The 22,656-nt window shown below is 51.7% G+C and carries 26 protein-coding genes; 12 read left to right on the forward strand and 14 right to left on the reverse strand.

The window, feature by feature from the left end; genetic code table 11:
- Positions 1 to 126 precede the first annotated feature (126 nt).
- Together QWY20_RS07635 and QWY20_RS07640 are read right to left on the reverse strand one after the other, a co-directional pair.
- Positions 127 to 540 (reverse strand): hypothetical protein, encoded by a 414-nt coding sequence (locus QWY20_RS07635; protein WP_330128420.1) that lies wholly within the window; start codon positions 538 to 540, stop codon positions 127 to 129.
- A gap of 82 nt (positions 541 to 622) precedes the next feature.
- On the reverse strand, positions 623 to 1,111 hold the full coding sequence (locus QWY20_RS07640; protein WP_330128421.1) for an SEL1-like repeat protein: 489 nt from the start codon (positions 1,109 to 1,111) through the stop codon (positions 623 to 625).
- A 215-nt stretch (positions 1,112 to 1,326) separates the two neighbouring features.
- Here QWY20_RS07640 and QWY20_RS07645 point away from each other — a divergent pair, with 215 nt between their 5' ends.
- A complete protein-coding gene (locus QWY20_RS07645) occupies positions 1,327 to 2,037 on the forward strand; it encodes a DUF3581 family protein (RefSeq protein WP_330128422.1) in 711 nt (236 codons plus the stop codon).
- Here the strand turns inward: QWY20_RS07645 and wecA are convergent.
- Positions 2,034 to 3,086 carry a UDP-N-acetylglucosamine--undecaprenyl-phosphate N-acetylglucosaminephosphotransferase gene (gene wecA / locus QWY20_RS07650; protein WP_330128423.1) on the reverse strand — a complete coding sequence of 351 codons (1,053 nt, stop codon included), beginning with the start codon at positions 3,084 to 3,086 and terminating at the stop codon, positions 2,034 to 2,036. The two genes, QWY20_RS07645 and wecA, sit on opposite strands and share 4 nt — an antisense overlap.
- 109 nt (positions 3,087 to 3,195) lie before the next feature.
- Here wecA and QWY20_RS07655 point away from each other — a divergent pair, with 109 nt between their 5' ends.
- Genes QWY20_RS07655 through QWY20_RS07675 form a run of 5 tightly spaced genes read left to right on the forward strand, consistent with a single transcriptional unit; the run spans position 3,196 to position 7,849 of the window.
- Positions 3,196 to 4,242 (forward strand): glycosyltransferase family 4 protein, encoded by a 1,047-nt coding sequence (locus QWY20_RS07655; RefSeq protein WP_330128424.1) that lies wholly within the window; start codon positions 3,196 to 3,198, stop codon positions 4,240 to 4,242.
- Complete coding sequence (locus QWY20_RS07660; protein ID WP_330128425.1) at positions 4,239 to 4,985, forward strand: WecB/TagA/CpsF family glycosyltransferase; 747 nt, start codon at positions 4,239 to 4,241, stop codon at positions 4,983 to 4,985. Before QWY20_RS07655 ends, QWY20_RS07660 begins: the two co-directional genes overlap by 4 nt.
- Positions 4,982 to 5,875 (forward strand): glycosyltransferase, encoded by an 894-nt coding sequence (locus QWY20_RS07665; protein ID WP_330128427.1) that lies wholly within the window; start codon positions 4,982 to 4,984, stop codon positions 5,873 to 5,875. Before QWY20_RS07660 ends, QWY20_RS07665 begins: the two co-directional genes overlap by 4 nt.
- Positions 5,868 to 7,133, forward strand: a complete 1,266-nt coding sequence (locus tag QWY20_RS07670) for an O-antigen ligase family protein (protein ID WP_330128428.1) — start codon at positions 5,868 to 5,870, stop codon at positions 7,131 to 7,133. Before QWY20_RS07665 ends, QWY20_RS07670 begins: the two co-directional genes overlap by 8 nt.
- Entirely contained in the window at positions 7,130 to 7,849 is a 720-nt protein-coding gene (locus QWY20_RS07675; protein ID WP_330128429.1) for a hypothetical protein, read from the forward strand. Before QWY20_RS07670 ends, QWY20_RS07675 begins: the two co-directional genes overlap by 4 nt.
- A gap of 30 nt (positions 7,850 to 7,879) precedes the next feature.
- Here QWY20_RS07675 and fur read toward each other — a convergent pair whose 3' ends face one another.
- Positions 7,880 to 8,317 carry a ferric iron uptake transcriptional regulator gene (gene fur / locus QWY20_RS07680; RefSeq protein ID WP_330128430.1) on the reverse strand — a complete coding sequence of 146 codons (438 nt, stop codon included), beginning with the start codon at positions 8,315 to 8,317 and terminating at the stop codon, positions 7,880 to 7,882.
- A gap of 165 nt (positions 8,318 to 8,482) precedes the next feature.
- On the opposite strand from fur, the gene QWY20_RS07685 reads away from it, so the two are divergent.
- Entirely contained in the window at positions 8,483 to 8,947 is a 465-nt protein-coding gene (locus QWY20_RS07685; protein WP_330128431.1) for a DUF4442 domain-containing protein, read from the forward strand.
- A gap of 39 nt (positions 8,948 to 8,986) precedes the next feature.
- On the opposite strand, the gene QWY20_RS07690 is transcribed toward QWY20_RS07685, so the two are convergent.
- The 4 genes from QWY20_RS07690 to QWY20_RS07705 all read right to left on the reverse strand — a co-directional run bounded on the left by QWY20_RS07690 (position 8,987) and on the right by QWY20_RS07705 (position 12,249).
- A complete protein-coding gene (locus QWY20_RS07690; protein WP_330128432.1) occupies positions 8,987 to 9,556 on the reverse strand; it encodes a PEP-CTERM sorting domain-containing protein in 570 nt (189 codons plus the stop codon).
- Between the two features lie 13 nt (positions 9,557 to 9,569).
- Positions 9,570 to 10,970, reverse strand: coding sequence for an alkaline phosphatase PhoX (locus tag QWY20_RS07695; RefSeq protein ID WP_330128433.1), 1,401 nt, complete (start codon positions 10,968 to 10,970; stop codon positions 9,570 to 9,572).
- Between the two features lie 132 nt (positions 10,971 to 11,102).
- Positions 11,103 to 11,885, reverse strand: coding sequence for a twin-arginine translocase subunit TatC (tatC, locus tag QWY20_RS07700; protein ID WP_330128434.1), 783 nt, complete (start codon positions 11,883 to 11,885; stop codon positions 11,103 to 11,105).
- Positions 11,875 to 12,249 (reverse strand): Sec-independent protein translocase subunit TatA/TatB, encoded by a 375-nt coding sequence (locus QWY20_RS07705; RefSeq protein WP_330128435.1) that lies wholly within the window; start codon positions 12,247 to 12,249, stop codon positions 11,875 to 11,877. Before QWY20_RS07705 ends, tatC begins: the two co-directional genes overlap by 11 nt.
- Before the next feature lie 163 nt (positions 12,250 to 12,412).
- Between QWY20_RS07705 and tatA the strand changes: the two genes are divergently transcribed.
- Positions 12,413 to 12,628 (forward strand): twin-arginine translocase TatA/TatE family subunit, encoded by a 216-nt coding sequence (gene tatA / locus QWY20_RS07710; protein WP_330128436.1) that lies wholly within the window; start codon positions 12,413 to 12,415, stop codon positions 12,626 to 12,628.
- 35 nt (positions 12,629 to 12,663) lie between these two features.
- Here the strand turns inward: tatA and fldA are convergent, their stop codons facing one another.
- The 4 genes from fldA to QWY20_RS07730 all read right to left on the reverse strand — a co-directional run bounded on the left by fldA (position 12,664) and on the right by QWY20_RS07730 (position 14,560).
- On the reverse strand, positions 12,664 to 13,194 hold the full coding sequence (gene fldA, locus QWY20_RS07715; protein WP_330128437.1) for a flavodoxin FldA: 531 nt from the start codon (positions 13,192 to 13,194) through the stop codon (positions 12,664 to 12,666).
- Between the two features lie 13 nt (positions 13,195 to 13,207).
- Complete coding sequence (gene ybfE, locus QWY20_RS07720) at positions 13,208 to 13,480, reverse strand: LexA regulated protein (RefSeq protein ID WP_330128438.1); 273 nt, start codon at positions 13,478 to 13,480, stop codon at positions 13,208 to 13,210.
- Positions 13,480 to 13,698 carry a DUF2788 domain-containing protein gene (locus QWY20_RS07725; RefSeq protein WP_330128439.1) on the reverse strand — a complete coding sequence of 73 codons (219 nt, stop codon included), beginning with the start codon at positions 13,696 to 13,698 and terminating at the stop codon, positions 13,480 to 13,482. The genes ybfE and QWY20_RS07725 overlap by 1 nt, the downstream gene beginning before the upstream one ends.
- 97 nt (positions 13,699 to 13,795) lie before the next feature.
- Positions 13,796 to 14,560: an alpha/beta fold hydrolase gene (locus QWY20_RS07730; RefSeq protein ID WP_330128440.1), complete on the reverse strand. Its 765-nt coding sequence runs from the start codon at positions 14,558 to 14,560 to the stop codon at positions 13,796 to 13,798.
- A gap of 161 nt (positions 14,561 to 14,721) precedes the next feature.
- Here QWY20_RS07730 and seqA point away from each other — a divergent pair, with 161 nt between their 5' ends.
- From seqA to QWY20_RS07745, 3 genes are all read left to right on the forward strand, one after another.
- Entirely contained in the window at positions 14,722 to 15,285 is a 564-nt protein-coding gene (gene seqA, locus QWY20_RS07735) for a replication initiation negative regulator SeqA (RefSeq protein ID WP_330128441.1), read from the forward strand.
- A gap of 10 nt (positions 15,286 to 15,295) precedes the next feature.
- A complete protein-coding gene (gene pgm, locus QWY20_RS07740; protein WP_330128442.1) occupies positions 15,296 to 16,945 on the forward strand; it encodes a phosphoglucomutase (alpha-D-glucose-1,6-bisphosphate-dependent) in 1,650 nt (549 codons plus the stop codon).
- 216 nt (positions 16,946 to 17,161) lie between these two features.
- A complete protein-coding gene (locus QWY20_RS07745; protein ID WP_330128443.1) occupies positions 17,162 to 19,648 on the forward strand; it encodes a glycogen/starch/alpha-glucan phosphorylase in 2,487 nt (828 codons plus the stop codon).
- A gap of 119 nt (positions 19,649 to 19,767) precedes the next feature.
- On the opposite strand, the gene QWY20_RS07750 is transcribed toward QWY20_RS07745, so the two are convergent.
- Together QWY20_RS07750 and QWY20_RS07755 are read right to left on the reverse strand one after the other, a co-directional pair.
- Complete coding sequence (locus QWY20_RS07750) at positions 19,768 to 20,322, reverse strand: hypothetical protein (protein ID WP_330128444.1); 555 nt, start codon at positions 20,320 to 20,322, stop codon at positions 19,768 to 19,770.
- A 3-nt stretch (positions 20,323 to 20,325) separates the two neighbouring features.
- Positions 20,326 to 21,537, reverse strand: a complete 1,212-nt coding sequence (locus QWY20_RS07755) for an MFS transporter (protein WP_330128445.1) — start codon at positions 21,535 to 21,537, stop codon at positions 20,326 to 20,328.
- A gap of 152 nt (positions 21,538 to 21,689) precedes the next feature.
- Here QWY20_RS07755 and QWY20_RS07760 point away from each other — a divergent pair, with 152 nt between their 5' ends.
- Entirely contained in the window at positions 21,690 to 22,655 is a 966-nt protein-coding gene (locus QWY20_RS07760) for a LysR family transcriptional regulator (RefSeq protein WP_330128446.1), read from the forward strand.
- Position 22,656: the final 1 nt, after the last annotated feature.

The raw sequence follows: 22,656 nt of genomic DNA on the forward strand, positions 1-22,656 counted from the left end.
GTTCACAGCTTTCTGGTTGCTGCTGCCCTTTATGGTAAGGCTGACAGCAACTGTTGTAACTTACATTCGATCCACAATAACACAGCATGGGTTCAGGGCTTTATTGATCGTTGTTGCTGTTGCCTGTTAGTGGCACCAGCTGGTATCTGTTGCTACACAGTATACTGTACAGCCACAGCATTCGGCCAGTACGGCGAGCTCCTGAGACTGTTGCAGATCGGTCAGCTCAGCAAAGTTGATAATGCAACTGCAGGTACCGGCCAGAATGGCTTTCTTTAAGGTACCGGCCAAGTCCTGAATCTGTTTGCGATGGATCAGTAAAATTCGATTTTGCTGCAGTGCTTCCATTTCTATCAGCATTTTCAATGAGGCTGTTTCGGGTGCAAGGATTAAAGTCCAGCCCCTGGCATGCTGATGCTGCTCCAACAGCTCGTTCAGGTACTGGCTAGCTTGTTGCTCAGCCGTATTGATACAGTAATGCAAACCAGGCTGGTTGCTGATAGCCACTGGGGCTTGCTTACGACTTTGTGCTGAACTCATACTAACTCCTAACTGTTGTTATATACAGTGTATGCATATACAGTAGTTTGCTGCTGATGATAAATCAAGCATTTTTTTTAGTTCAGTACATTTTTCTGTCTTCGATGCTTTCGAAGCGTTCAGCGGCAAGCTCAGTCGCTTGTTGCAACTTGTCTGGTGTCATTTTACTTTGTAACGAGCGCACCAACTCAGCAGCAGATGGGTCGCGCTGTATGGCGGCCAGCAGCAGCCAGCAATATGCATGCTTAATCGAGGCAGGCAGGCCGAGGCCCTTAATGTACATCAGGCCAAAATAATACTGCGCTTTGGCATGCCCTAACATGGCTGCTTGCCGGAACTGCCTGGCAGCCAATGGGAAGTCTTTACTGGCGTAGGCTTTTAAAGCGCTGGTAAAAATGGTAGCGCTCATTTCGACTGAGGCAGATCCTTGCAACAAGGATGGCAATAAGATGCCGCTGTCTTTCAGGATGGCGTTCAGTAACTGCTGATGTTCGAGCAGTTTATCTTCCAGCTCTGCGAGCGTCATTTTTTTTGTTGCCGCTAAGTGTTGGCGGCCGGTTTTAAACGTCATGTGTGATCTCGAGCCTTAATTGCTTATCCATTCAAACAGGGTGTGGTCACAGCTATCATTGGCTAAGGCAAGCATAAACTCTGCCAGAATTCTTAATCATTGAGTGTAGCTTGGCTGCTGTGCGATGCATAAACAGAAAATCTGCACTGGCTGGACCAATTTCTCTAAAAACTAAGGTAGACTTGTCGGGTTTTGCACAAAACCAATGGATAGTTATGTTTTTGACTCCTTATATTAATCAGCAGGCCGGTGAGTTCAGCTTTAGCCGGCATCAGGCAAGTACTTTCGCTAAAAAAATAGCCGGTGACTTTAATCCATTGCATGATGAAGATGCCAAACGATTTTGTGTGCCTGGTGATCTGATGTTTTCCTGGCTGTTAAGCCAGTATGGTATCAGCGAGCGTCTGACTTGTACCTTCGCTGGGATGGTCGCGGCGGATGTCTGGTTGCATTTTGAGCAGGAAGGCGCCGAGATCCGTATTTGTGATCGTGATGGGAAAATCTACCTGTCCCTAAATCAGCAAGGGGCTGTTAGTAAAGATTTAGCGTTAATCGAGGCTATTGCCACCGATTATGTCCAGTTCTCTGGTAAAAACTTCCCTCATATTTTGCATCCTTTGATGCAGCAGCAGCAGGTGATGATCCATCCACAGCGGCCAATGGTGATTTATGAGAGCATGGCATTGGAATTGACCGAGTTGCCGTCCTGCCTGCCCCAGCTAGCTTTGTCTGATGCCAGCCTGGAAGTGTCCGGTAAGCGCGGTAGCGCTTTGCTTGACTTTAGCCTGGCTTGTGATGGCCACTCGATTGGCCAAGGCCGGAAGCGTATGATTTTAAGCAACTTGTCGCCTTATGATGCTCCCAGCATGGAGGCCATGATTGCAGAATACAACCGGCGTAAAGCGGCTTTTGCCGCCGCCTGTTAGCGCTGAGGCCGACGACGAAGCGCGGACACAATACGCCAGACATGCGATAGTACATAGTAATAACCAGCACCCAGCAGCAAAAACAACAGCAAGACAAGGAAGTCAGGCAACAACAGGTATTCAGCCAGTGCACCAATACTGGCGGCGGTACCGGCCAGACCAACGATAAACAGCAATGCATGGCGTGGACCAAGCCCGAGGCGTAATGAAATATGATGCAAATGCTCACGGTCGGCTTTAAAAGGTGACTGCCCTTTACGAATGCGCCGGAGCATGATGACGGCCATATCCAGCAATGGAATAGCAATGATCCACAAGGCCGTTACCGGACGAAAGCTGCTGGCCGCGCTCTGGCTGCCTTGCAGCAACAGCCAGATCACGGTCAGGCCGATCAGCATACTCCCTGCATCGCCAAGGAATACTTTACGCAAGCCAAACCACTGTAAATTTGCTGCCAGGTAAGGGAGTAGGGCGACCATCATTAAGATGGGTAACACAGCGATATCTTGCTGCCCCCACATCAGCATAAAAAAGGTCAAAGCCAGCATGGTTAACAGGCTCAGACTGCCAGCCAGACCATCAATGCCATCCGTCATATTAAATGCATTGATAGCGGCAATCACCGCAATGATGGTGAGTGGTGGTCCGAACCAGCCGAGTTCTACCGGCCCGAAGCCAAACAAGTTACCAAGGTGAGCCAGGTGCAAATCCAGCAGCCACATCATGGCAATAGCCACCAGACACTGCACGATAAGCCGCAACGAAACTGACAGATCCAGCGCATCATCGAATGCACCCAGCACTACAATCACGAAAGCGCAGCCGATAAAGGCCCAATGCTGCATCTGGCTGGCGTCTGCCACCAGCAATCCAGCAGCAACACCAGCAAAAACAGCTAACCCACCAATAAGTGGTACCTTGCCCTGATGCTGTTTGCGGCCCTTGGGTATATCCAGCAGACCAATGCGTTGCGCCAATGGCAACAAGGCTTTTAAAGCCAGAGCCGTGATCAAAAAGCAACAAATAACCGGCCAGAACAGCGAATACATACGTATCCTTTTTTGTTATGCTGAGCAATAAGTTAGAATTCAGCTTACAGTCATTCAGCTTGCGCTAGGCTGAACAAACGATAAAATTCCCGACGTATGAGATAGATTGATGCAAATTTTGCTGATTAGCAATATGGGGCCCAAGCCATCGTCACCGGTGCAGGGGCAGTTTATCGAGCAACAGCGGCAGGCACTGCCGATAGCGACTGCTTACCATTGGATGCGCTGGCATGATGATGGGGTGTTAAACCGCTTGCTTAAATACCCCGTCTGGCTGCTGGATTTTGTCCTGCGTTTTGTGTTTTGTCGTCAGCGTTATGACATTCTGCATGTGCACTTTTTTTACCCAACGATTTGGTTGGCGATTTTATACAAGTGTCTGCGTCATCGCTCCGCTAAGATTGTTGTGACATGCCATGGCAGTGATATTTATCGCTATCAACCGGCAGGTAGGGCCTATCGTTGGTGTGCTGGATGGGTGGATCAATGGATTTTTGCCAGTGCACCTTTGCAACAAGCCTTTTACCAGCAACCCGATGCAGCTCGTGTGTTGGCGGCCGGTATTTCAGCAGACTATGCAGCTGCCAAACGGTTGGCAAAGCAGGATAAAGATATCGACTTGCTGTTCGTTGGTAGCCTGAATGACAACAAAGGGCTGGACCGGCTGGAGCAACTGTTACCACATTTGACGCAGCAGAGCATCTGCATTGTCGGGCAGGGGCCGGCATCGGAAAAAATAAGGCTGTGGCAACAGCAGTACCCTAAGCTTCAATGGCTGCCTAGCCAGAGCCAGCAGGAACTGAAAAAATGCTATCAGCGTAGCAAAGTGTTGTTGAGCTTGTCCCGGCAGGAGTCCTTTGGCTTGGTGATGACGGAAGCGCTGGCCTGTTATACCCCGGTGATTGCCACTGAAACCGATGGTGCCAAAGCCCAGTTGAGACCTGAGTTTGGCTGGATAATCAGTCAGCAGCAAACCGAAACAGCCCTGATCAATCAACTGCTACAGCACCTGAAGCGATGCTGGCAGTTGCCAGAGACTGATTATCAACAGATGCAACAAGCCGGTCACCACTATGCACAAACACAGTTGTTGCCGGTGATTGCCAGCGAATTAATGCGTATTTACCAGCATCTATATCAACAAGGCCACGTATGATCTCCAGTACCCCGGAAAAAACAGCGAGTATAGCAAGTGTGCAAATCGGACCTGTCAAGGTCGGCGCCTTTGTGCATCAGCAGCAGTTGCTGGAAACCATTATTGATTTGAATGGCAGGGTATTTGCCGGCGCTGCCATTGCCATCAATCCGGAGAAAATTATGGCTGCCCGCCAGGATCCTCAGGTCGCTGCTATGCTCAGCCAGGCTGAGCTTCGTTACGCCGATGGGATTGGTGTCGTGTTGCTGATGCGCAAGCGTTTAAACCAGCCGGTACAGCGAATTCCTGGCTGTGAACTCTGGCAAAGCTTGATGCTGCGTTGTGCCGACTATCAGGTACCCGTCTATTTAGTGGGCGCCAGAGCTGAAGTACTGGCACAAACCAAAGCCGGGTTGTTGCAACAAGGTGTGCCCGTGGTGGGGGCGACCGATGGCTATTACGAGGATGAGCAGCAGCTGCTGATGGACATCCGCCAAAGCGGTGCCAAAGTCATCCCGGTTGCGATGGGCTCACCCAGGCAAGAGCAATTGATAGAGCGATTGCGTCAGCAATTGCCTGATTGTTTTTTTATGGGCGTAGGTGGCAGCTTTGATGTGTTTACCGGTCAGGTCAAACGAGCTCCGGCACTTTGGTGCCGCTTGCATCTGGAGTGGTTGTACAGATTACTGAGCCAGCCCAGCCGGATCGGCAGGCAGGGTCGTCTGTTGCACTATCTGTGGTTAGCGTTATGGGGGCGATTATGAAACAGGATTTACCATTGATCAGTGTGTATATGCCAACGCACAACCGCAAGCAGATGGCGGCAACTGCTATTGATTCGGTGTTGGCACAAGATTACCCCAATTTTGAGCTGATCGTGGTCGATGATGGCTCGACGGATGACAGCTGGAGCTTTTTGCAACACACCTATGGCCAACACCCCAAAGTGCGTTTGTTGCATCATGAGCAAAGCCAGGGGGCTTGTGCGGCAAGAAATACCGCTATCGCGGCTGCCAAAGGAGAGTATGTTACCGGGCTGGATGATGATGATGTGTTCTATCCGGATCGTTTATCCAGTTTGTATGCGGCTTTTGAGCCGGGGGATGCCATGGTCTGTTCAGGCTATTTATGGCACTACGGAACCACCACCAAGCCATGTTTTGCCGAAGATGCCATAGTCACGCTGGACACATTGCTGGATTTGCATACCTTATCGAACCAGGCGCTGGTACCAACCGAATCCATGCGGGCCCTGGGGGGGTTTGATACTCAGCTGGCAGCGTTTCAGGATTACGATATGTGGGTGCGTGTGGTCGCCCGATTCGGACCTGCCCGGCGCATTGCGCATATCAGCTATCAGGTGAATGCGGGGCATGAAGCTGGCCGTATTAGTGGTTCGCCGAAACGCTTGCAGGCGCATGATGCCTTTGTGGTGAAGCACCGGGCATTGATGTCTGGGCGTAATTTACAAAATCAGGCTTTTTATCGCCATAGTATGCAGCAATTACCGATGTCGCTCAGTCAGCTGTGGCGCAGTAGTCGTTATGGCTTAAAAGCATTGAAATGCCGCTATTACCTGAAACAAAAGTTCTCCTGGTTAAGCAGGTTACGGTTAAAGTTATTGCAAAAAGGCTGGCGGGGGTTATTTGATTAAACAGAGCACCACCACAACTGGCTTGCATGTCATTTTCCTGCTGGCGGCTTTTAGCTTGCTGCTTGATATGGTGCAAGGCGCACTGCAAAGTCAGGGCATGCTTGGCTTGCCTGTGGCTCAGGCTTTTAAAGGCGCCTTACTGGTTGCCATGCTCTGGTTACTCAACAGCAGCGACCGGCGTTTTCTGTTGTTGTTGGCCGGCTTGGCGGCCAGCCTCATGCTTGGGCCTTTCGTCACGCAATGGCAACTCCGGCCTGCGCTCGGCTTTGGTCAGGAGCTGATTCTTATCTGTAAGTTGTTTGCACCCTTGGTTGTGTTGGTGGCATTTGCGCGGCTCACTCGTCTGGAACCGCAGCTCGCCCGGCGAAGCCTGCAGCGGCTGATGCTGTTTTTTAGCCTGGTGTTGCTGCTGAATTTTGTGTTTGGCTTTGCCGGTTTTGGCTACGCCGCGTATAGCCCGATGGAGCAAATTGAGCTTGGCTCGCTGGGGAGCAGTGGCTTTTTTGTCTCGGCCAATGAACTCTCTGCTTTATTATTGATCCTGGCTGCTTTTTTGCTGCATCAATGCTGGGCCAAACACAAAGCGCTTTATGCGGTGGTGCTGATGCTGGCGTTGTTTTGTGCGCTGCAATTATTGACCAAAACGGCCCTGTTTGGGGTGTTGTTGTTGGCTGCGCTGATCCCTGTATTGCATCAGGAGGCGGAGCGGCGCAGACAATTCGCCGTGGTGATTGCTGCTGCGGCGATGCTGTTGCTGATCAGCAGCCCGCTTTGGCTACCAGCTTTGCTAACACAGCTTGGTTTGTATCAAAAGCTCCTCTGGGTTTGGCAGGAAAAAGGCGTGCTGGGCCTGATGTTGTCATCGCGTGAGCTGTACATGCAGCAAAATCTGCAGGTATTGACGGAGCATTTTCCGCCCTGGCACTGGTTGCTGGGGGTAGGGCAAGCCGGCATCGCCCTCTATCAAAAAAAATACTTTGCTGAGTCCGACTTTTTTGACTTGCCGGTGTTTTTTGGGGCCATGGCGCTAGTGTTTGCACTTGGCTGGTTTGGTTACCTGCTGTGGCTTAGCTGGCAGGCGAGGGGGATTGCCGAGGGGCGGGTGTTGTTGCTGGTGAATACCGTTTTGTTGTTGCTTGCTGCGCTGGCCGGTCATGTACTGACCTCTGGCCTGTTGTGGCTGCCCTGGGGTTGTTGGTGTGGCTACCAACTGGCAACACAAAGTAGGCTGGCCGCTGAACAAAGGAGTTTGTTGTGACCGACTTTATTCAACTGGTGCTGTATCCGCACAACTTGTTTTTGTATGCTTTATTGCTTGCGGCTGTGCGTTACCGGAAAAAGGGCCTTTGGCTATTGTGGCTGGTCTTTTATTTGCTGGGCAATAGCTTTGTCACCAACCAGGTACGACACTGGCAGTTGCAGCAATTAGGCAACCAGGGAGCCATGCAGAGTGATGTCACCCTGGTACTGCTTGGTTGTGGTGGCTCAGAGCAGACTCTGCCGGCTTGTGCCCGCAACCGGCTGGATCATTTGCTGCAAGAAACGGCGGGCCAGAGCTTCCCTGTGGTGATTACCACACGGCACTGTGGTCCTTATGTGCACTATTTACAACAACACGGCTTTCATGGCGCCATTGATTGCTTCGATGGTGGCGATAACACCTATCAGGAGTTTTATCAGCTGGCTGCTCGTTTTCAACACCAGCAGCCGCTGAGATTTATCAGCAGTGATCATCATGGCTGGCGGGTGCAACGGCTGATCAATGTGCACCAGCTGAATGGGCAGTTTTCAGCGGCCAGCACCAGTACCTACCGGCCTCTGCCTTGTCGCTGGCAATGCTGGTTGACAGTGAATTTAAGCAACTATGACTTTTATGCCAAGTTAAGCGGTGAGTGGTTTAGTTATGCCAGTTACCGACTCACCAGACGCTGGCACAACTGGCAGCCAGACACAAAAAAGGCCTTAACAGAGTAAGGCCTTCGTATTCAGGTTGTTGCTGCTGGTTTAATTGTCGGTGTTGTGCGGACAGTTATTCTTTTGCTCGCACTCACCGTACAAATACAGACTATGGTTGGTAAGTTTTAGACCATTCCTGGTGGCGATTTCCAATTGCTTGCGCTCTATGGTGTCGTCTTCAAACTCAATCACCCGACCACAGTTGAGGCAGACCAGATGATCATGATGGCTGTTACCGGTCAGCTCAAATACCGACTTGCCACCTTCGAAATGATGGCGGGTTAACAGGCCGGCATCATCAAATTGGTTCAATACCCGGTACACAGTTGCCAGACCAATATCTTCACCTGACTCAAGCAATAACTTGTACACATCTTCGGCACTGATATGCTGATTGTTGGGATCTTGCAGGATCTCCAGGATTTTCACGCGCGGCAAGGTCACTTTAAGACCCGCTTTGCGAAGTTCGGTATTGTGATCAGTCATAGCATGCTTCAGTTAGTCAACATAACTTCGATTATAAAGCCATTGCAGCTTTAATCAAATGCTAATTCTGCCATCTGCTTAGAGGTTAAGCATTCAACGCAAACTTGCACTGTGGTATCGCTTAGGTAGAATAGCCGCACCAGGTCATACCAGTTGAGAATGCAAATGCAGTGGACAATGAAGCCAGGGTTGATGAAGCGGTTGCTGAACCTGTGGCCACCATTTTTCTTTAGTGGCATCCGGGTAGAAACCATCCGGGATGATTTTTGCTATGTGCGGGTGCGGTTGAAATCCAGACCCTGGACCAAAAACATCAATCGCAGTCAGTTCGGTGGCTCGATGTTTGCGATGACCGATCCGATTTACCCTTTAATGATCATGGGGGCTTTGGGCAAGGATTATCATGTGTGGGACAAAAAAGCGGATATTGATTTCATTGCGCCGGGCCGAGGGGCGTTAACTGCTGAGTTTTGGCTGTCCGATCAGGTGTTAGCGGATATTAAAGCTGCTACAGACGATGGTGATAAGCATTTCCCGGAGTTTCTGGTGCACATCAAAGATCAGCAGGGCGCTATTGTTTGCGAAGTAAACCGAACCATTTATGTTCGTAAAAAACGCTCGGCCAGGTGAGCGAGTTTGCGAAGGTGTGTGAGCACCTTCGCAACAGTTTTAACGACGGCGGGCAAAACCAACGAACAACAAACTGCTGAGCAGCAACGCCAGAGATGCAGGCTCAGATACAGCTGTAGCTGATGTTTGCACCACATTCAGGACATAGTTGTACTCAGTGCCAAAGCCCAGACCGGATTTTCCTCCTGCTACCAGGGTATAAAAACCAGTCGTTCCAAGGACCAGGTCGTGGACCCAGCTGTCCGCCATAAAGGTGCTGGTACCTCCAACATAAAGCGCACTTCCAGTATTGCCACTGTTGTTGAATAAACCCAGCAGCAGATCCTGAGCAGTGATTTCTCCAAAGTAGATGCTAAAGCCACCAACAAAATCTGAACCGGTCAGCATGTCCACACTTAGCAGATCACCGGCTGTAGCTTCAAAGCCCCATAAGTTCACCTGTTCACTCCAGCTATTCAGTGCGAATAGTGGTGGGTTTACCCAGCTGCTGGCACTGGTAACCGTGCCCTGGTAATGACCAGAACCAGTGAAGTCACCAAAGTAATGCAATGGTAAGGCTTTGAGCTGAAAAGAACACAGCAACACAACGATCATCACGAATGATTTCATGGCAAAACTCCTGTTATAAAATCCCATCGTTCCATGGGCCAGTAATGGCAAAGGTGATACCAGGTGTTTGAATATTGACAAACATCCAGCGATCGTGGAAACAGACACCTGCCATTTCTGAGCTCTGGTAGTTGCCAGGGTTAATGCGGCTGGCAACACCCGGATAGATACTATCGACTGCGGCAATATCCGCAGCCGACAGGACGGTGTTATTGCGGGCAAACTCAAAAACATTGCCGCTTGGGGTCAGGCCTATCAGGCGTTGCAAGGAACCACTGCGATCTTCACAAATGATGATGCCACCGCGTGGACTTACGGCCAGGTTATCCGGGGATACCGGGTGTCTCAGCTGATTGGTGGTTTGGAATATCATGGTGAGAGTGTTTCTGCGTGGATCAAACGCAAAAATTTGACCGCGGCCTATAGCACCACCACTGGTAGAGTCAAAATAAATTAACCCGGTGTCGTACCAGGCACCCTCCAGCCGGGCAAAACGTGCTGCACCCTTGTTGAAGCCCTGAGTGTAGTTGCGCGGGTTAATGGACTCAGGCTCATCAATCACCACCCACTCGATATCCCAGCTGGTACCATTAGGATAGTTACCACGTAAATCAGCGTTAAAGATCTCGGTCGCTTTCAGCATCTCAAGCACGCCACCGGCAGCCAGGTTGCCATATTCAAATGGACGGAAGCGATAGAATCCAGAGGAGGTGCCTGCATCTTCGGTCATATAGACATAACCGGTTACCGGATCGGTAGCGGTTGCTTCATGGGCCCGGCGGCCCATAGCCTTCAGAGGCACCGGGTTGGCTAAACCGAAGCCAGGAACTTCGAAAATCCAGCCATGAGGAACGCCATTGTAGGTTGCCGTGGTTTCTTCGCAGGTCAGCCAGGTTCCCCAAGGAGTTAAGCCGCCAGCGCAGTTGGTCGAGGTACCGCTGATGCTCATGTAAGAGCCAAGCCAGCGTCCGGCAATAGGATCAAACAACAGATTGCTGGTACCACCTGGTGCGGAAGGATTGTATATGGCTGGTGATGGGACTGCCGGGCCGGCACCGCGGACTTCATGATTACGGACCAAAGAGATGCTACTTCCCTGGCTCATCACCACCGCCATGCCATCATGCACACCCGGGGTTGGGGTACGGTCCAGCATGGTTTGGCCATGCCACCCATAGGATAAATAACGAAAGCCCGCAGGTAGCTGCAGCAGCGGAAGGCCGGTGACTTCATCAGCTACTGGTGCAAGTGGGCCATAATCTTTACTAAAAGCAGAGGCATTGCCACTTGCCAGGGCGCCGAAGGAAATGGCCGCAGCGCCAACGGCACTGCCTTTGACAAAATCACGTCGGTTTAAAATGGGTTGAGCAGTTGAGGTCTGCTCGATTGGGTCGGTTATTGTCTGGTTGTCCATTGCTTACTCCGAAAGTTTGTTGTTGTGATTGTGCGAAGTCATAGCTGCACCGGACACAAGATAAGCCGGCCAGATGACGCAATGGTGATTTAAAAATGAATTTTATGATTCATTTGGATGTAATTTATGTGACTATTTCGGCTTGTGCTGGCGGGAAAGCTGCCAGCGTTGCTCCAGCCGGATGAGCACTATGGAAAGCTCATACAGCAAAAGTATTGGGGTTCCGAGTGCAATTTGTGAAATCAAATCAGGTGGTGTGATGATGGCTGCCACCGCGAAAGTTGCGACGATGGCATAACGCCTGCTTTCTGCCAGCCCTTGGGCCGTTACGATGCCTGTTTTTGCCAGTAAAAATAGCAGGATAGGGAGCTGAAAACTGATACCAAATGCCAGTACCAGCCGCATCACCAGGTGCAGATATTCGCTGACTCTGGCTTCCAGTTGTACTGCTATGCGTTGCTCCGTTGCTGTGGTTTCAAAGCTCAGAAAGAACTCCCAGGCAAGAGGAAACACCAGGTAATAGGCCAGCGCAGCTCCGGCCAGAAATAATAAGGGGGTACTGAGCATTAGAACCAGGGTGTAACGGCGTTCATGTTGGTACAAAGCAGGTGCCAAAAAACGCCACAATTGCAACAAGGCAAATGGCAGCGTGAGTAACATCGCTGCAAAAAGAGCAACTTTCAGCTGAGTCATAAAGGCTTCATGCAAGCCGGTAAAAATCATCCTGCGGCTGTTTGGATCGTCAAAGCTTTGGACTAAGGGCTGTAACAAGAAATTGTAAATCTGCTCAGACACCAGATAGCAACCAATGAATGTCAGTGCAAATATACCAAGACAAAGTAACAATCTGCTTCGAAGCTCCAGCAAATGACTCAGCAAAGGAGCCCGGGCTAAGTCCAGTGCATCATCCTTCATGGTGGAGCTCCGCTTGCTTGGCGGCATGCTGTTGTTCAAGTTCAGTCATGGCTTGGCGGTATTCTTGCTCAATCCGTTGGTTTTCTGCCGCATCCCTACTAGGCTCGGGTCGTTCCATCGCCTGCCGGACATGCTCGGGCAGTAAATCGTAGTAACTGGGTGCTTTGGTTGGATCATCGCCCTTGGCTAACTCCATCTCGGTTTCCAGCCGGTGTAATTTTTGTTGCATGTCCAGATACAAGCGGCGCCCCTTACTCCACATCTGACCAATACCACGGGCCAGTTTAGGTAAATCTTTCGGCCCAACCACAATCAAGGCCAAAATAGCCAAAAACACCAGTTCCATCCAACTTAGATCAAACATAGTTATCTCGATTTGCTGCTGATAGACAAAAGCTAGCAAAGCAATGTGACTTTTCTGTGTCAAAGTGGGTGGGCTGTTGTTTTTTCATCAAATTGAAAGGTGCAATCTTAACGTCACAAAGTTGCGCCATGCTAAAGACAGGCAAAAAACAATCGAGGCAATTATGGCGCTAAGTTTTTGGCAGATCTTGTTGGTGGTGGTGTTATTTTTATTGTTGTTTGGCCGGGGTAAAATTCCACAGTTGATGTCGGATGTGGCAACTGGCATTAAAAGCTTTAAAAAGGGCATGCAGGAAGATGAAGCCCCGTCGCAGGATAAGGCTAAGTCTGAAGAGACCGCATCGTTATCAGCGGCCATGAAACAGGATAAAACTGAATAAAAAAGGGCATGCTTGGCATGCCCTGATTGTTGTGTTTACAAGCCTTCCAGCTCTTTTAAGCACATTTCATCGTACACTTGTTTGCACCAGGCTTTGACCCGTTGTTCGGTCAGCTCGGGCTGGCGATCTTCGTCAATGCCAAGGCCAACAAAGTGATTGTCGTCTGCTAACGCTTTGGAGGCGACAAAATCGTAGCCCTCGGTTGGCCACAGACCAACCAGAATAGCGCCTTTGGGTTCAATGATATCGCGCAGGGTCCCCATCGCGTCCAGGAAGTATTCGGCGTAATCCTCCTGATCACCGCAGCCAAAGAGAGCGACCAGCTTATCGGTGAAATCGATGGCCTCCAGCTCCGGGAAAAAATCATCCCAGTCGCACTGAGCTTCACCGTAATACCAGGTTGGGATACCCAGCAACAACAAATCGAAGTTGGCGATGTCTTCTTTGCTGCTTTTGGCAATATCCCGCACTTCTACCAGGTGTTTGCCCAGCTCTTTCTGGATCATTTTGGCGATGTGCTCGGTGTTGCCGGTATCACTGCCGAAAAAAATACCTACAGTTGCCATAGATGCATGCCTTTTACTTAATTAAAACGTTGGTTAAAACCTGCTCCAGATAAGCGCTGCGGGTGAGGTGCGCTTGCTCTGCCGCTTCTGAAAGCTGCTGATAAAGCTCAGCAGGTACTTTAAATTCAATACGCTTCAAGCCTTTTTCCCGATCGCGTTTTACCTGATTGCGCTTATTAAACTTGAGTTGCTCCTGGCGCGGTAACAGGTTGGTGCGAGGCCGGCCCGGCCGTTTTTCCTGCGCAAATAAATCGGGTGTGGTGCGGTCGCTACTGCTTTTGGCCATCAACCCAGCCCTTGTGTTTCGTAAATAAACTGGATAATGCCTTTGGCGATAAAGCCGGCACAACCGGTAAATAGAACGATCCAGACAAACACCCGGCCAAACAGCGGCACCTTGCCACGCTTTAACACGTCCTGAATGGCCATACCAATAAAGAAAAACAAGATGGCCAGACCAATCCACAGTGCCAACGATTCGTACAACTCAATATCGTAACCCATAATGCGCACACCGCCAGAAAAAAACGGCGGCACTATAGCATAAAGCGGGTAAGTATTTCTTGTTTTATCACAAATTCATTGCTCAAAAATCAACCGGCTAAGCAGGTTCTGTCTGTAAAAAATCCAGCACAATTTTATGAAAGGCAGCGGGCTTTTCCGCGTGCAGCCAATGGCCAGCACCATGAATGATTTTCGCCCTGGCTTTGGGCAGCAGTGCCTTTATAGCGCTTTGGTGGCTGGCCTCAATGTAATCAGAGTTGGCGCCTTTAATAAAAAGCACGGGCCCGGAATAGGGCGCGCCTGTGGGTGCTGCTAATACCTGCGAATAGCAGCGTGCGATCACGGGCAGATTGCAGCGCCAGTAAAAGCGGTCGTTTTCTTTCACCAGGTTTTTCAGCAAAAATTGCCGTACACCTGGCTCCTTAATGGTACGCGCCAATTGCTGGTCGGCCTCCTGGCGCGAACCCAGACTATCCAACTGCACACTTTGCATAGCATCAATAATGCTGCTGTGGCGATCGTCGTACTGAACCGGAGCAATATCTGCCACCAGCAAGGCCTTGACCCGCTTTTGGGCCTGCAAGGCGATTTGAATAGCGGTTTTACCGCCCATGGAGTGCCCTAGCAGATAAAAGCTGTCGGCATCCGCTGGCAAGCTGTCGAGCACAGCCTGGGCCATCTCTGGGTAATTCATACTATCGCAGTGAGGGGAGCGGCCATGGTTGGGTAAATCTACGCTGACGACCGTGAAGAATGGCGCTGCGGCCCGGGCTATTCCCGCCAGATTATCCTGGCTGCCAAAAAGACCATGCAGCAACACCAGATAGGGGCCGCTGCCACGTTGCTCTGTAAAAAGTTTCATGACAATCCTGTGACTTTTGCGCCCGGAGCATTGGGCTGGATGCAATTGTGGGGTATGGTAGCAGAAACGAGCAACCAGACGATACAGGCTGGTATCTGCTCTGGTGGCTTTATATAATGGCCAAAGACAAAGAACCGAACCTTTCGCAACAGGCCAAAAGCATGAAAACCATTGAAATAGATGAAGAGTTGTACCAGTACATCGCCAGCCAGACTCAGCAAATTGGTGAGAGTGCCTCACAGATCCTGCGCCGTTTACTGCTGGGCTCAGCCGATGCTGTTGTGCCAGTCACTGAAGGCAGTTCATCCACGCTTGGCAAAACCGATGCGACTGAGCAACCTAAGGCTGCCAGTAAAAACCAGCCCGATGACAGCAAACAAAGTGCAAAAGGCTCGGTGTTTGATCGTATCAGCCGGCAGGACTTGCAAGCGGAGTCCAGCATTGTCGGCCGTTTTTTACTGATTTTATCGGCGTTGGCCAAGACTCATCCCAAGCAATTTGCCAAGGTATTGGAGATTAAAGGCCGTGATCGGCAGTATTTCGGTCGCAGCGACAGTGAACTGTTGCAATCGGGCAGCAGTACGAATCCTAAAGCCATCCCGGACAGCGACTTTTGGGTGATCACCAACTCCAACACCACCCGTAAAAAAATGATGCTGACCGAAGCTGCGTTAAAGCTTGGCTACAGCGACATGGAAGCAGAACAAATACGCGATTTATTATAAGGAAGCCATTATGTCTGTTCACCCGAATGCTGGCCAGGTTGCCAGTCAGGATCAGTTGATTAATGTCTGTCAGCTGGTTAGCAGTTATTACGAACTAAAGCCGGATGTTGCTAATCCACAGCACCAGGTCAGCTTCGGGACTTCAGGCCATCGTGGCAGTGCCCTGGCGCATGCGTTTAATGAGCCGCATTTGCTGGCCATTAGCCAGGCGGTGGCCGAATATCGCTTGCAAGCTGGCTTCACTGGCCCGCTCTTTGTCGGTAAGGATACCCATGCATTATCGGAGCCCGCTTTTGCCTCGGTGTTGCAGGTGCTGGTGGCCAACGGTGTACGGGTACGCATCCAGCAAGGGCAGGGTTTTACGCCGACACCTGTGGTGTCTCACGCCATTATCTGCCATAACAAAACGCATGCCGAGCAAGCCGATGGTCTGGTGATCACGCCATCGCACAACCCACCACAAGATGGGGGGATAAAATACAACCCACCGCATGGCGGACCGGCTGACAGCGACGTAACCGATATCATTCAGCGGCGCGCCAATCAGTTGATGGCAGCTGATCTTGCTGGTGTGAAACGTGTCAGCTTAGAACAGGCACTGGCATCCCCGTTGTGCGAGGCTATTGATTACATTGCGCCTTACGTCGAGGATTTGCAGCACGTGGTGGATATGGCAGCCATTGCCAAAGCCGGCATCCGCATAGCGGTCGATCCCCTGGGTGGCTCAGGCATTGATTACTGGCCAGTGATTGCTAAGCGCTATGGGCTCGACCTAACGGTGGTCAACGACAAAGTCGATCCGACCTTTGGTTTTATGCCGCTCGATAAAGACGGTGTGATACGAATGGACTGTTCATCGGCGTATGCCATGAGTCATTTGATTCAACTCAAAGATCAGTACGACATCGCCATTGGCAATGATCCGGACTTTGACCGTCATGGTATTGTCACCCGCAGTGGCGGCCTGATGAATCCGAACCATTATCTGGCGGTGGCCATCAATTACCTGCTCAGCAATCGGCCAGCCTGGTCTGCGGAGCTTAAGATTGGCAAAACCCTGGTATCCAGCGCCTTAATTGACCGGGTGGTGGCGGCGCGTGGCCGTTCACTCTATGAAGTACCGGTGGGCTTTAAATGGTTTGTCGATGGCCTGGCCGAAGGCAGTGTGGCTTTTGGTGGTGAGGAAAGCGCCGGTGCCAGCTTTTTGCGGTTTGATGGCAGCGCCTGGAGCACCGATAAAGACGGCTTTATTCTGGGGCTGTTGGCAGCCGAGATGCTGGCCAAAACCGGGGTTGATCCCTTTTTGCAGTACCAGGCATTGACCAAAGAGCTGGGGAGTCCTTTGTACCGTCGGCTGGATGCTGCGGCAACGCCTGCGCAAAAGCAAGCGCTGAAACAATTGGATGCCGGCAGTGTCGCGCAAACTGAATTGGCCGGGGATGCGATTTTGGCGGTCATGACCAAAGCACCTGGCAACCAGGCCGGTATTGGCGGGGTGAAAGTGGTGACTAAAAATGGCTGGTTTGCGGCCCGGCCTTCAGGTACCGAAAATACCTACAAAATTTATCTCGAAAGCTTCGTCGATGCCAGCCATCTGGCTCAGTTGGAAGTCGATGCGAAAGCGTTTGTCGATGCTGTTTTTGCCGCCATCAAGGAGTGATGGCGCTAAATAGTGTAATATTCTTACGATAATTTATTGTCAATGCCACTGCAAACGTATTCCTGCCTTGTTTTTTGTAATCTTTTTACATTTAATAGCAGGAAATCTTTCACTTGTCTGAGCTTAGCAACCAGCTAAGCTTAGCAAGCAGCCAGCAGCAGGTGTTTTCGCTGCGGCTGTGAATGACAGGTGAGCTTCTAACCAACAGGATTGGCAATGACTAAGAAAACTACTTCCACAAAACCGAGTTCTGCCGCTATGCAGCTAACTGCCGAGCAGCTGAAAGAGCGAATCGTACGTCATCTGCATGCGACCCTGGGCACCGATATCAATAAGGCCAGCCCGCAAGCCTGGTGGCGGGCTACCTGTGCGGCAGTGAATGAATCCGTGTTCGACGGCTTGCGTACCACGCAGCGCGAGCATTACCAACAAGATACCCGGGCGGTGCATTACTTCAGCCTGGAATACCTGATGGGCCGTCTGTTTAGCAACAATTTGCACAACCTGGGCTTGTATCAGTCTGCCAAGCAAGCGCTGGCTGAGCTGGGCCATGATATTGCCGAGTTGGAAGATCAGGAAGAAGACATGGCGCTTGGCAACGGTGGCCTTGGCCGTCTTGCCGCTTGCTTTATCGACTCGCTGGCCACCATGAACCTGCCGGCGGTCGGTTATGGTATCCATTACGAGCATGGTTTGTTCCAGCAGGAGTTTCAGGCAGGCCGGCAAATCGAGCGACCGGACAGCTGGCGCGAATACGGCAACCCCTGGGAAATATGCCGGCCAGAGTCGGTGCAGGAAATTTCGGTCTATGGCTATGTCGAAACCGTCTATGACCTGCAAGGCCGCATGAAGAAAGTCTGGCACCCGGGGCGCATCATCAAAGGGGTGCCCTGGGACATTCCGGTGGTGGGTTATCATGGCAGCTCGGTCAATGTGCTGCGTTTATGGGAAAGCCGTGCCAGTGATTTCTTTAACTGGGATGTATTTAACTCCGGCGGCTACGTCGATGCCTCACGCGAAAACATCGAAGCGGAAACCATTTCCAAGGTACTGTACCCGAACGATGAAACCGAAGCAGGTAAAGAGCTGCGGTTGATCCAGCAGTATTTCTTCTGCTCCTGCTCGTTAAAAGACATTATTCGCCGTTACAAGCGCGCCCATGGCGATGACTGGAGCAAGTTCCCAGAGCAAGTGGTGATTCAGCTGAACGACACCCACCCGGCGGTCGCTATCCCGGAGCTGATGCGTATTCTGGTCGACCGCGCCGATATGCACTGGGATGAAGCCTGGGGCATTTGTCAGCAGGTGTTTGCTTACACCAACCATACCTTGCTGCCCGAGGCGCTGGAGAGTTGGTCGGTGCGGATGTTTGAAAAAGTACTGCCGCGCCATCTGGAAATCATTTACGAAATCAACCGTCGTTTCTTGTTGGAGCAAGTGGATGTGCGCTGGCCGGGCGACAACGACAAAAAGCGCAAACTCTCCATTATCGAAGAAGGCCATGAGCCGATGGTGCGGATGGGGCATTTGTCGGTGGTGGGCTCGTTCCGGGTCAATGGTGTGGCCGAAGTCCACTCCAAACTGGTGCAATCCGACTTGTTCCCGGAAATGGTAGCACTCTGGCCCGAAAAATTTACCAATGTCACCAATGGTGTTACGCCACGGCGCTGGTTAAAAGCCTGTAACCCGCGGCTGTCGTCGATGCTGGACCGTTTGATTGGCAGCGACTGGCCAACGGATCTGAAGCAGTTGTCGAAACTGGCCGCTTATGCCGATGATCCTAAGGTGCAGGACGACTTTATGGCCATCAAGCAGCAGAACAAAGCTGATTTGGCCAAAGTGATCCAGGATCTGACTGGTGTAGCGGTCGATCCAGCTGCCATCTTTGACATTCAAATCAAGCGGCTGCACGAGTACAAGCGCCAGCATCTGAATCTGTTGCATATTCTTGCATTGTACCGTCGGATCCTGCAAAACCCGGATTACGATATGGTGCCACGGGTGTTTATTTTTGGTGCCAAGGCAGCGCCTGGCTACAAGCTGGCGAAAGAGATCATCTATGCCATCAACAAAGTGGCCGAGAAGATCAATCACGACAAGCGGGTTAAAGATCGCATCAAAGTGGTCTTTATGCCGAACTACCGGGTCACGCTGGCCGAGAAGATGATCCCGGCAGCCGATGTGTCGGAGCAAATCTCCACCGCCGGTAAAGAGGCCTCCGGTACCGGCAATATGAAACTGGCGTTAAATGGTGCCATTACGGTGGGTACTTTGGATGGCGCCAACATCGAGATTGCCGAGGAGGTGGGCGAGGACAACATCGCCATCTTTGGTTTAACGGTCGATGAAGTGAAAGCACTGCGTCAAAGTGGCTACCACAGCCGGGATTACTACCACAACAACCCGGAGATCAAAGCCGTGTTGGACTGGCTGGAAACCGATTACTTCACGCCGGGCAAGCCGGGCGAGCTGGCGGCCATCAAGCACAGCTTGCTGGAAGGTGGCGATCCTTATCTGGTGCTGGCCGACTTTGAAGGCTACCAGGCGGCGCAACAGCAAATCGACGGCTGGTACCGCGACAAAGCCGGCTGGGCGAAAAAAGCCATCATGAACACCGCCTGTGTTGGCAAGTTCACCTCGGATCGCTCGATTCAGGACTATGTAGACCGGGTCTGGCAACTGAAGCCGTGTAAGGTCGATTAAGAACCAGGCCTGCTTTCAAGGCTTGTTGATACAGAGCCTCGGTACAAAGCCGGGGTTTTTTTATACAGTAACAAAGACGCTGATGTTGGGGGTATCCTATAGAAACCACAGTACAGTACTCAGGCTGACAAATCGTCAGAGACCTTTGGCACCAGAGCCTGGTGATCAACAACCACCTGACTGCAGGCTTTGCCGTAACCCAATGTGTACTTTAGCGCAGGATATACCCGGTACGCACTGATTGCAAAAGCAAGGGCAATAAGCCCTTGTTGCCCCCACAGCGCCAGGATGCCTTCACGTAGCGCATCCGCCTCCGGCTTGCGGGTTAACACCAGCTCCGTAAAGTTCACCACCAGGGCCACTTCCGTTGGCAGAGCTGCTACATCGCGCTGCACAATGGCCTGGATTATGGTAGGGGCCACCCCGGCCTCGAGTGCCAAATCCACCGCCAGTTGGGTGCAGGGGCCACAGTCTTCCGACAGGAGAGCGCCTATTCTGGCGGCGTAGAGTGCATCAAGCGGTACCGGGCCTGAGTGAGTCGCCATGGTCTGAAACCCGATGAACTTTAAAAACGCAGCCAGATCAGCTTGCAGAATATCCTGTTGATAGCGCACATCGTAGTGGTAGCGCTTTTTTAGCGTTAGCAGCATTTTATTCAATAGGTAACGAATCATAAGTTAAGCTTCCTTAGCATGCTGCCCGGACCAAAGAATAGGCTTGTACAGTAACAGCAGGCTGACCACAAAGAGGCTGGCGCCAATCTGCAGCATCAAGCCGAAATGGCTGTCAGCGATCAATGCCGAAGCCAGCAGAGGCCCTGTGGCCAGGCCGACAGAAGACACCAGCGCCACCAGGGTCGCCAGCCGGCCGGAGCTATCCAGGGCTGAGGTTGCTGCCAACAAGAAGGATTGCACCGCTGGCCAGGAAAAGAACAACAGTGCCAGCGCCAGGGGATAGGACGGACCTTGCCTGGGATAAGTGAGCAGGATGGCAGCGCTGATGGAGAACACGCAGCCAGCAATCAGCCAGGGGAGGCGACCATAGCTATTGCCCAGCATCATGGGTAACAGAGCGCCCAGCAAACCCAGCATCCCGGTCACTGCGATGGTGGTGCTGACGCTTTCATGGTGCACACCCGCGGCAGTGCCGATTAACGCAGCATAGGCCCAGATGGCACTGGCGGCGATTTGGTACACCAGCATGGCTGCCAGCAGCAACAGCACCGTGATGACAGCTCTGCCATGCTGGTTGCTGGGTGAGATACCAGGCACCTGATCGGGGGCCGCCTGCAGCCGGCCAGCTGGCAGTAAGCACACCAACACCAGGCTAAGCACTGCAAAGCTGGCCATCACATAAAAGACAGCATGGGCACTGAGCATGGCTTCGAGCGTGGGCAGCAGGTAAATTACCAGGGAGCCAACACTGAATTGCACAAACAATAAAGCGCCAAAGGCCCGATCGGGGTAAGGGTGTCGTGCCAGCAGGGCCACACCCAAGCCAAGGGCGAGACCACCAGCCAGGCCGGCGAGAAAGCGCCAGCCGAGCAGCAGCAAGAAATCATCCAGCCAGAGGGTGGCAATATCCATGCTTGCCAACAGCAGTAAAGCTGCTATTAGCACCGGGCGAAAACGGATGTGGCGTACTAAGAAAATCGCCAGACTGGTGCCACACAAAGCACCGTAGCCATTCAGTGCTACGATTTGGCCCGCCTGTACCTCACTAAAACCAATGTCACCGGCCAGTGCACTGACCAGAGCCGGGAGAAAGTTGATGTAAGACAAGCCGCTCATGGTGATAAAGGCTAGCAGCAGGGCTGCCAGCCAGTGGTGAAGATCTGGTCTGTTGCTGGCGGTTGCTATGACCGTAGAAAATGTTGAAATGCGCAACATAGTTATCCTCTGTATCCTTCTGCTCGTTGTTGGCTGGTATTCTATGGTCGTACACTTAAAAGAAAATTAGCTGTAACACCCTTTCACTCATGAATACAATTCATGAATTTCATGGTATTTTGGATTGATTGTAGGGCTGAGGGCAGTGAGTAATGATGGACAAACTGCGTTTGTTGGAGATTTTTTTAGCAACTTGTGATGGTGGTAGCTTCGCCGCCGCAGCCAAAAGCTGTGGTACGGATCCTTCTACCGTAAGCAAAGCCATTGGCCGGCTCGAGGCACAATTGGCATTGACACTCTTCCAGCGTTCGACCCGGCGTTTAAGCATTACCGAGGCTGGACGGCGTTATGCGGCGACGGTGCGCAGCATGATGCAGGAGCTTAGTTGCTGCGAGCGTGAGCTTCAGCAATTAAATGACCGGCCTGGCGGGGTGCTTCGGATCACGTGCGCTGTCTGTTACGGCCATCTCTATCTGCGCCCGATGCTACAGGCATTCAGTCAGCGTTATCCGGCGATACAGCTGGATTTGCAACTCAATGATCTGCATGTTGATCTGATAGAAAACGACATCGATATCGCCCTGCGCACCGGCTACATCAAAGACAGTCGGCTGGTCGCAAGGCGCTTAAGCCCGATGGATTTTCTGGTCTGTGCTTCCCCTGGCTATTTATCCCAGCATGGCACGCCGGCTTATGCCGATGAGTTTACCCAGCATGCCTGGATAGGCTTTCGCTTCAAACAAACCCAGCAGCTGCAACCTATCATGCTGCCAGATGCCGATGGCAACTATCAACCCACTGCTTTGCAGCCAAGGCATATCACCGATGATGGCGAAGCCATGGCCCAGCTGTGTGCCGATGGCGTGGGTTTTGCGCAGTTGCCTCACTTTCTGGCTAAAGAGGGGCTGCAAAGCGGGGCTTTGGTTTCGCTGTACCCTTACTACCGGCCACCGGAGCCAGACAACGGCGTTTTTGCCATTTACCCCAAGCGCGATTACTTGCCTGCCCGGGTCAGAGTCTTTCTCGACGGTTTGCTGGAGTTTTTAGAAGCGCAGGGCGAGGGTGCACACCACACCTGGGCTGAGCAGCTGACACCGTTGGTTAGTTTTCGCCACTGAG

Origin of the sequence: Alkalimonas cellulosilytica, from assembly GCF_036325985.1 — a bacterium.
Taxonomy (GTDB): Bacteria; Pseudomonadota; Gammaproteobacteria; order Enterobacterales; family Alteromonadaceae; genus Alkalimonas; species Alkalimonas cellulosilytica.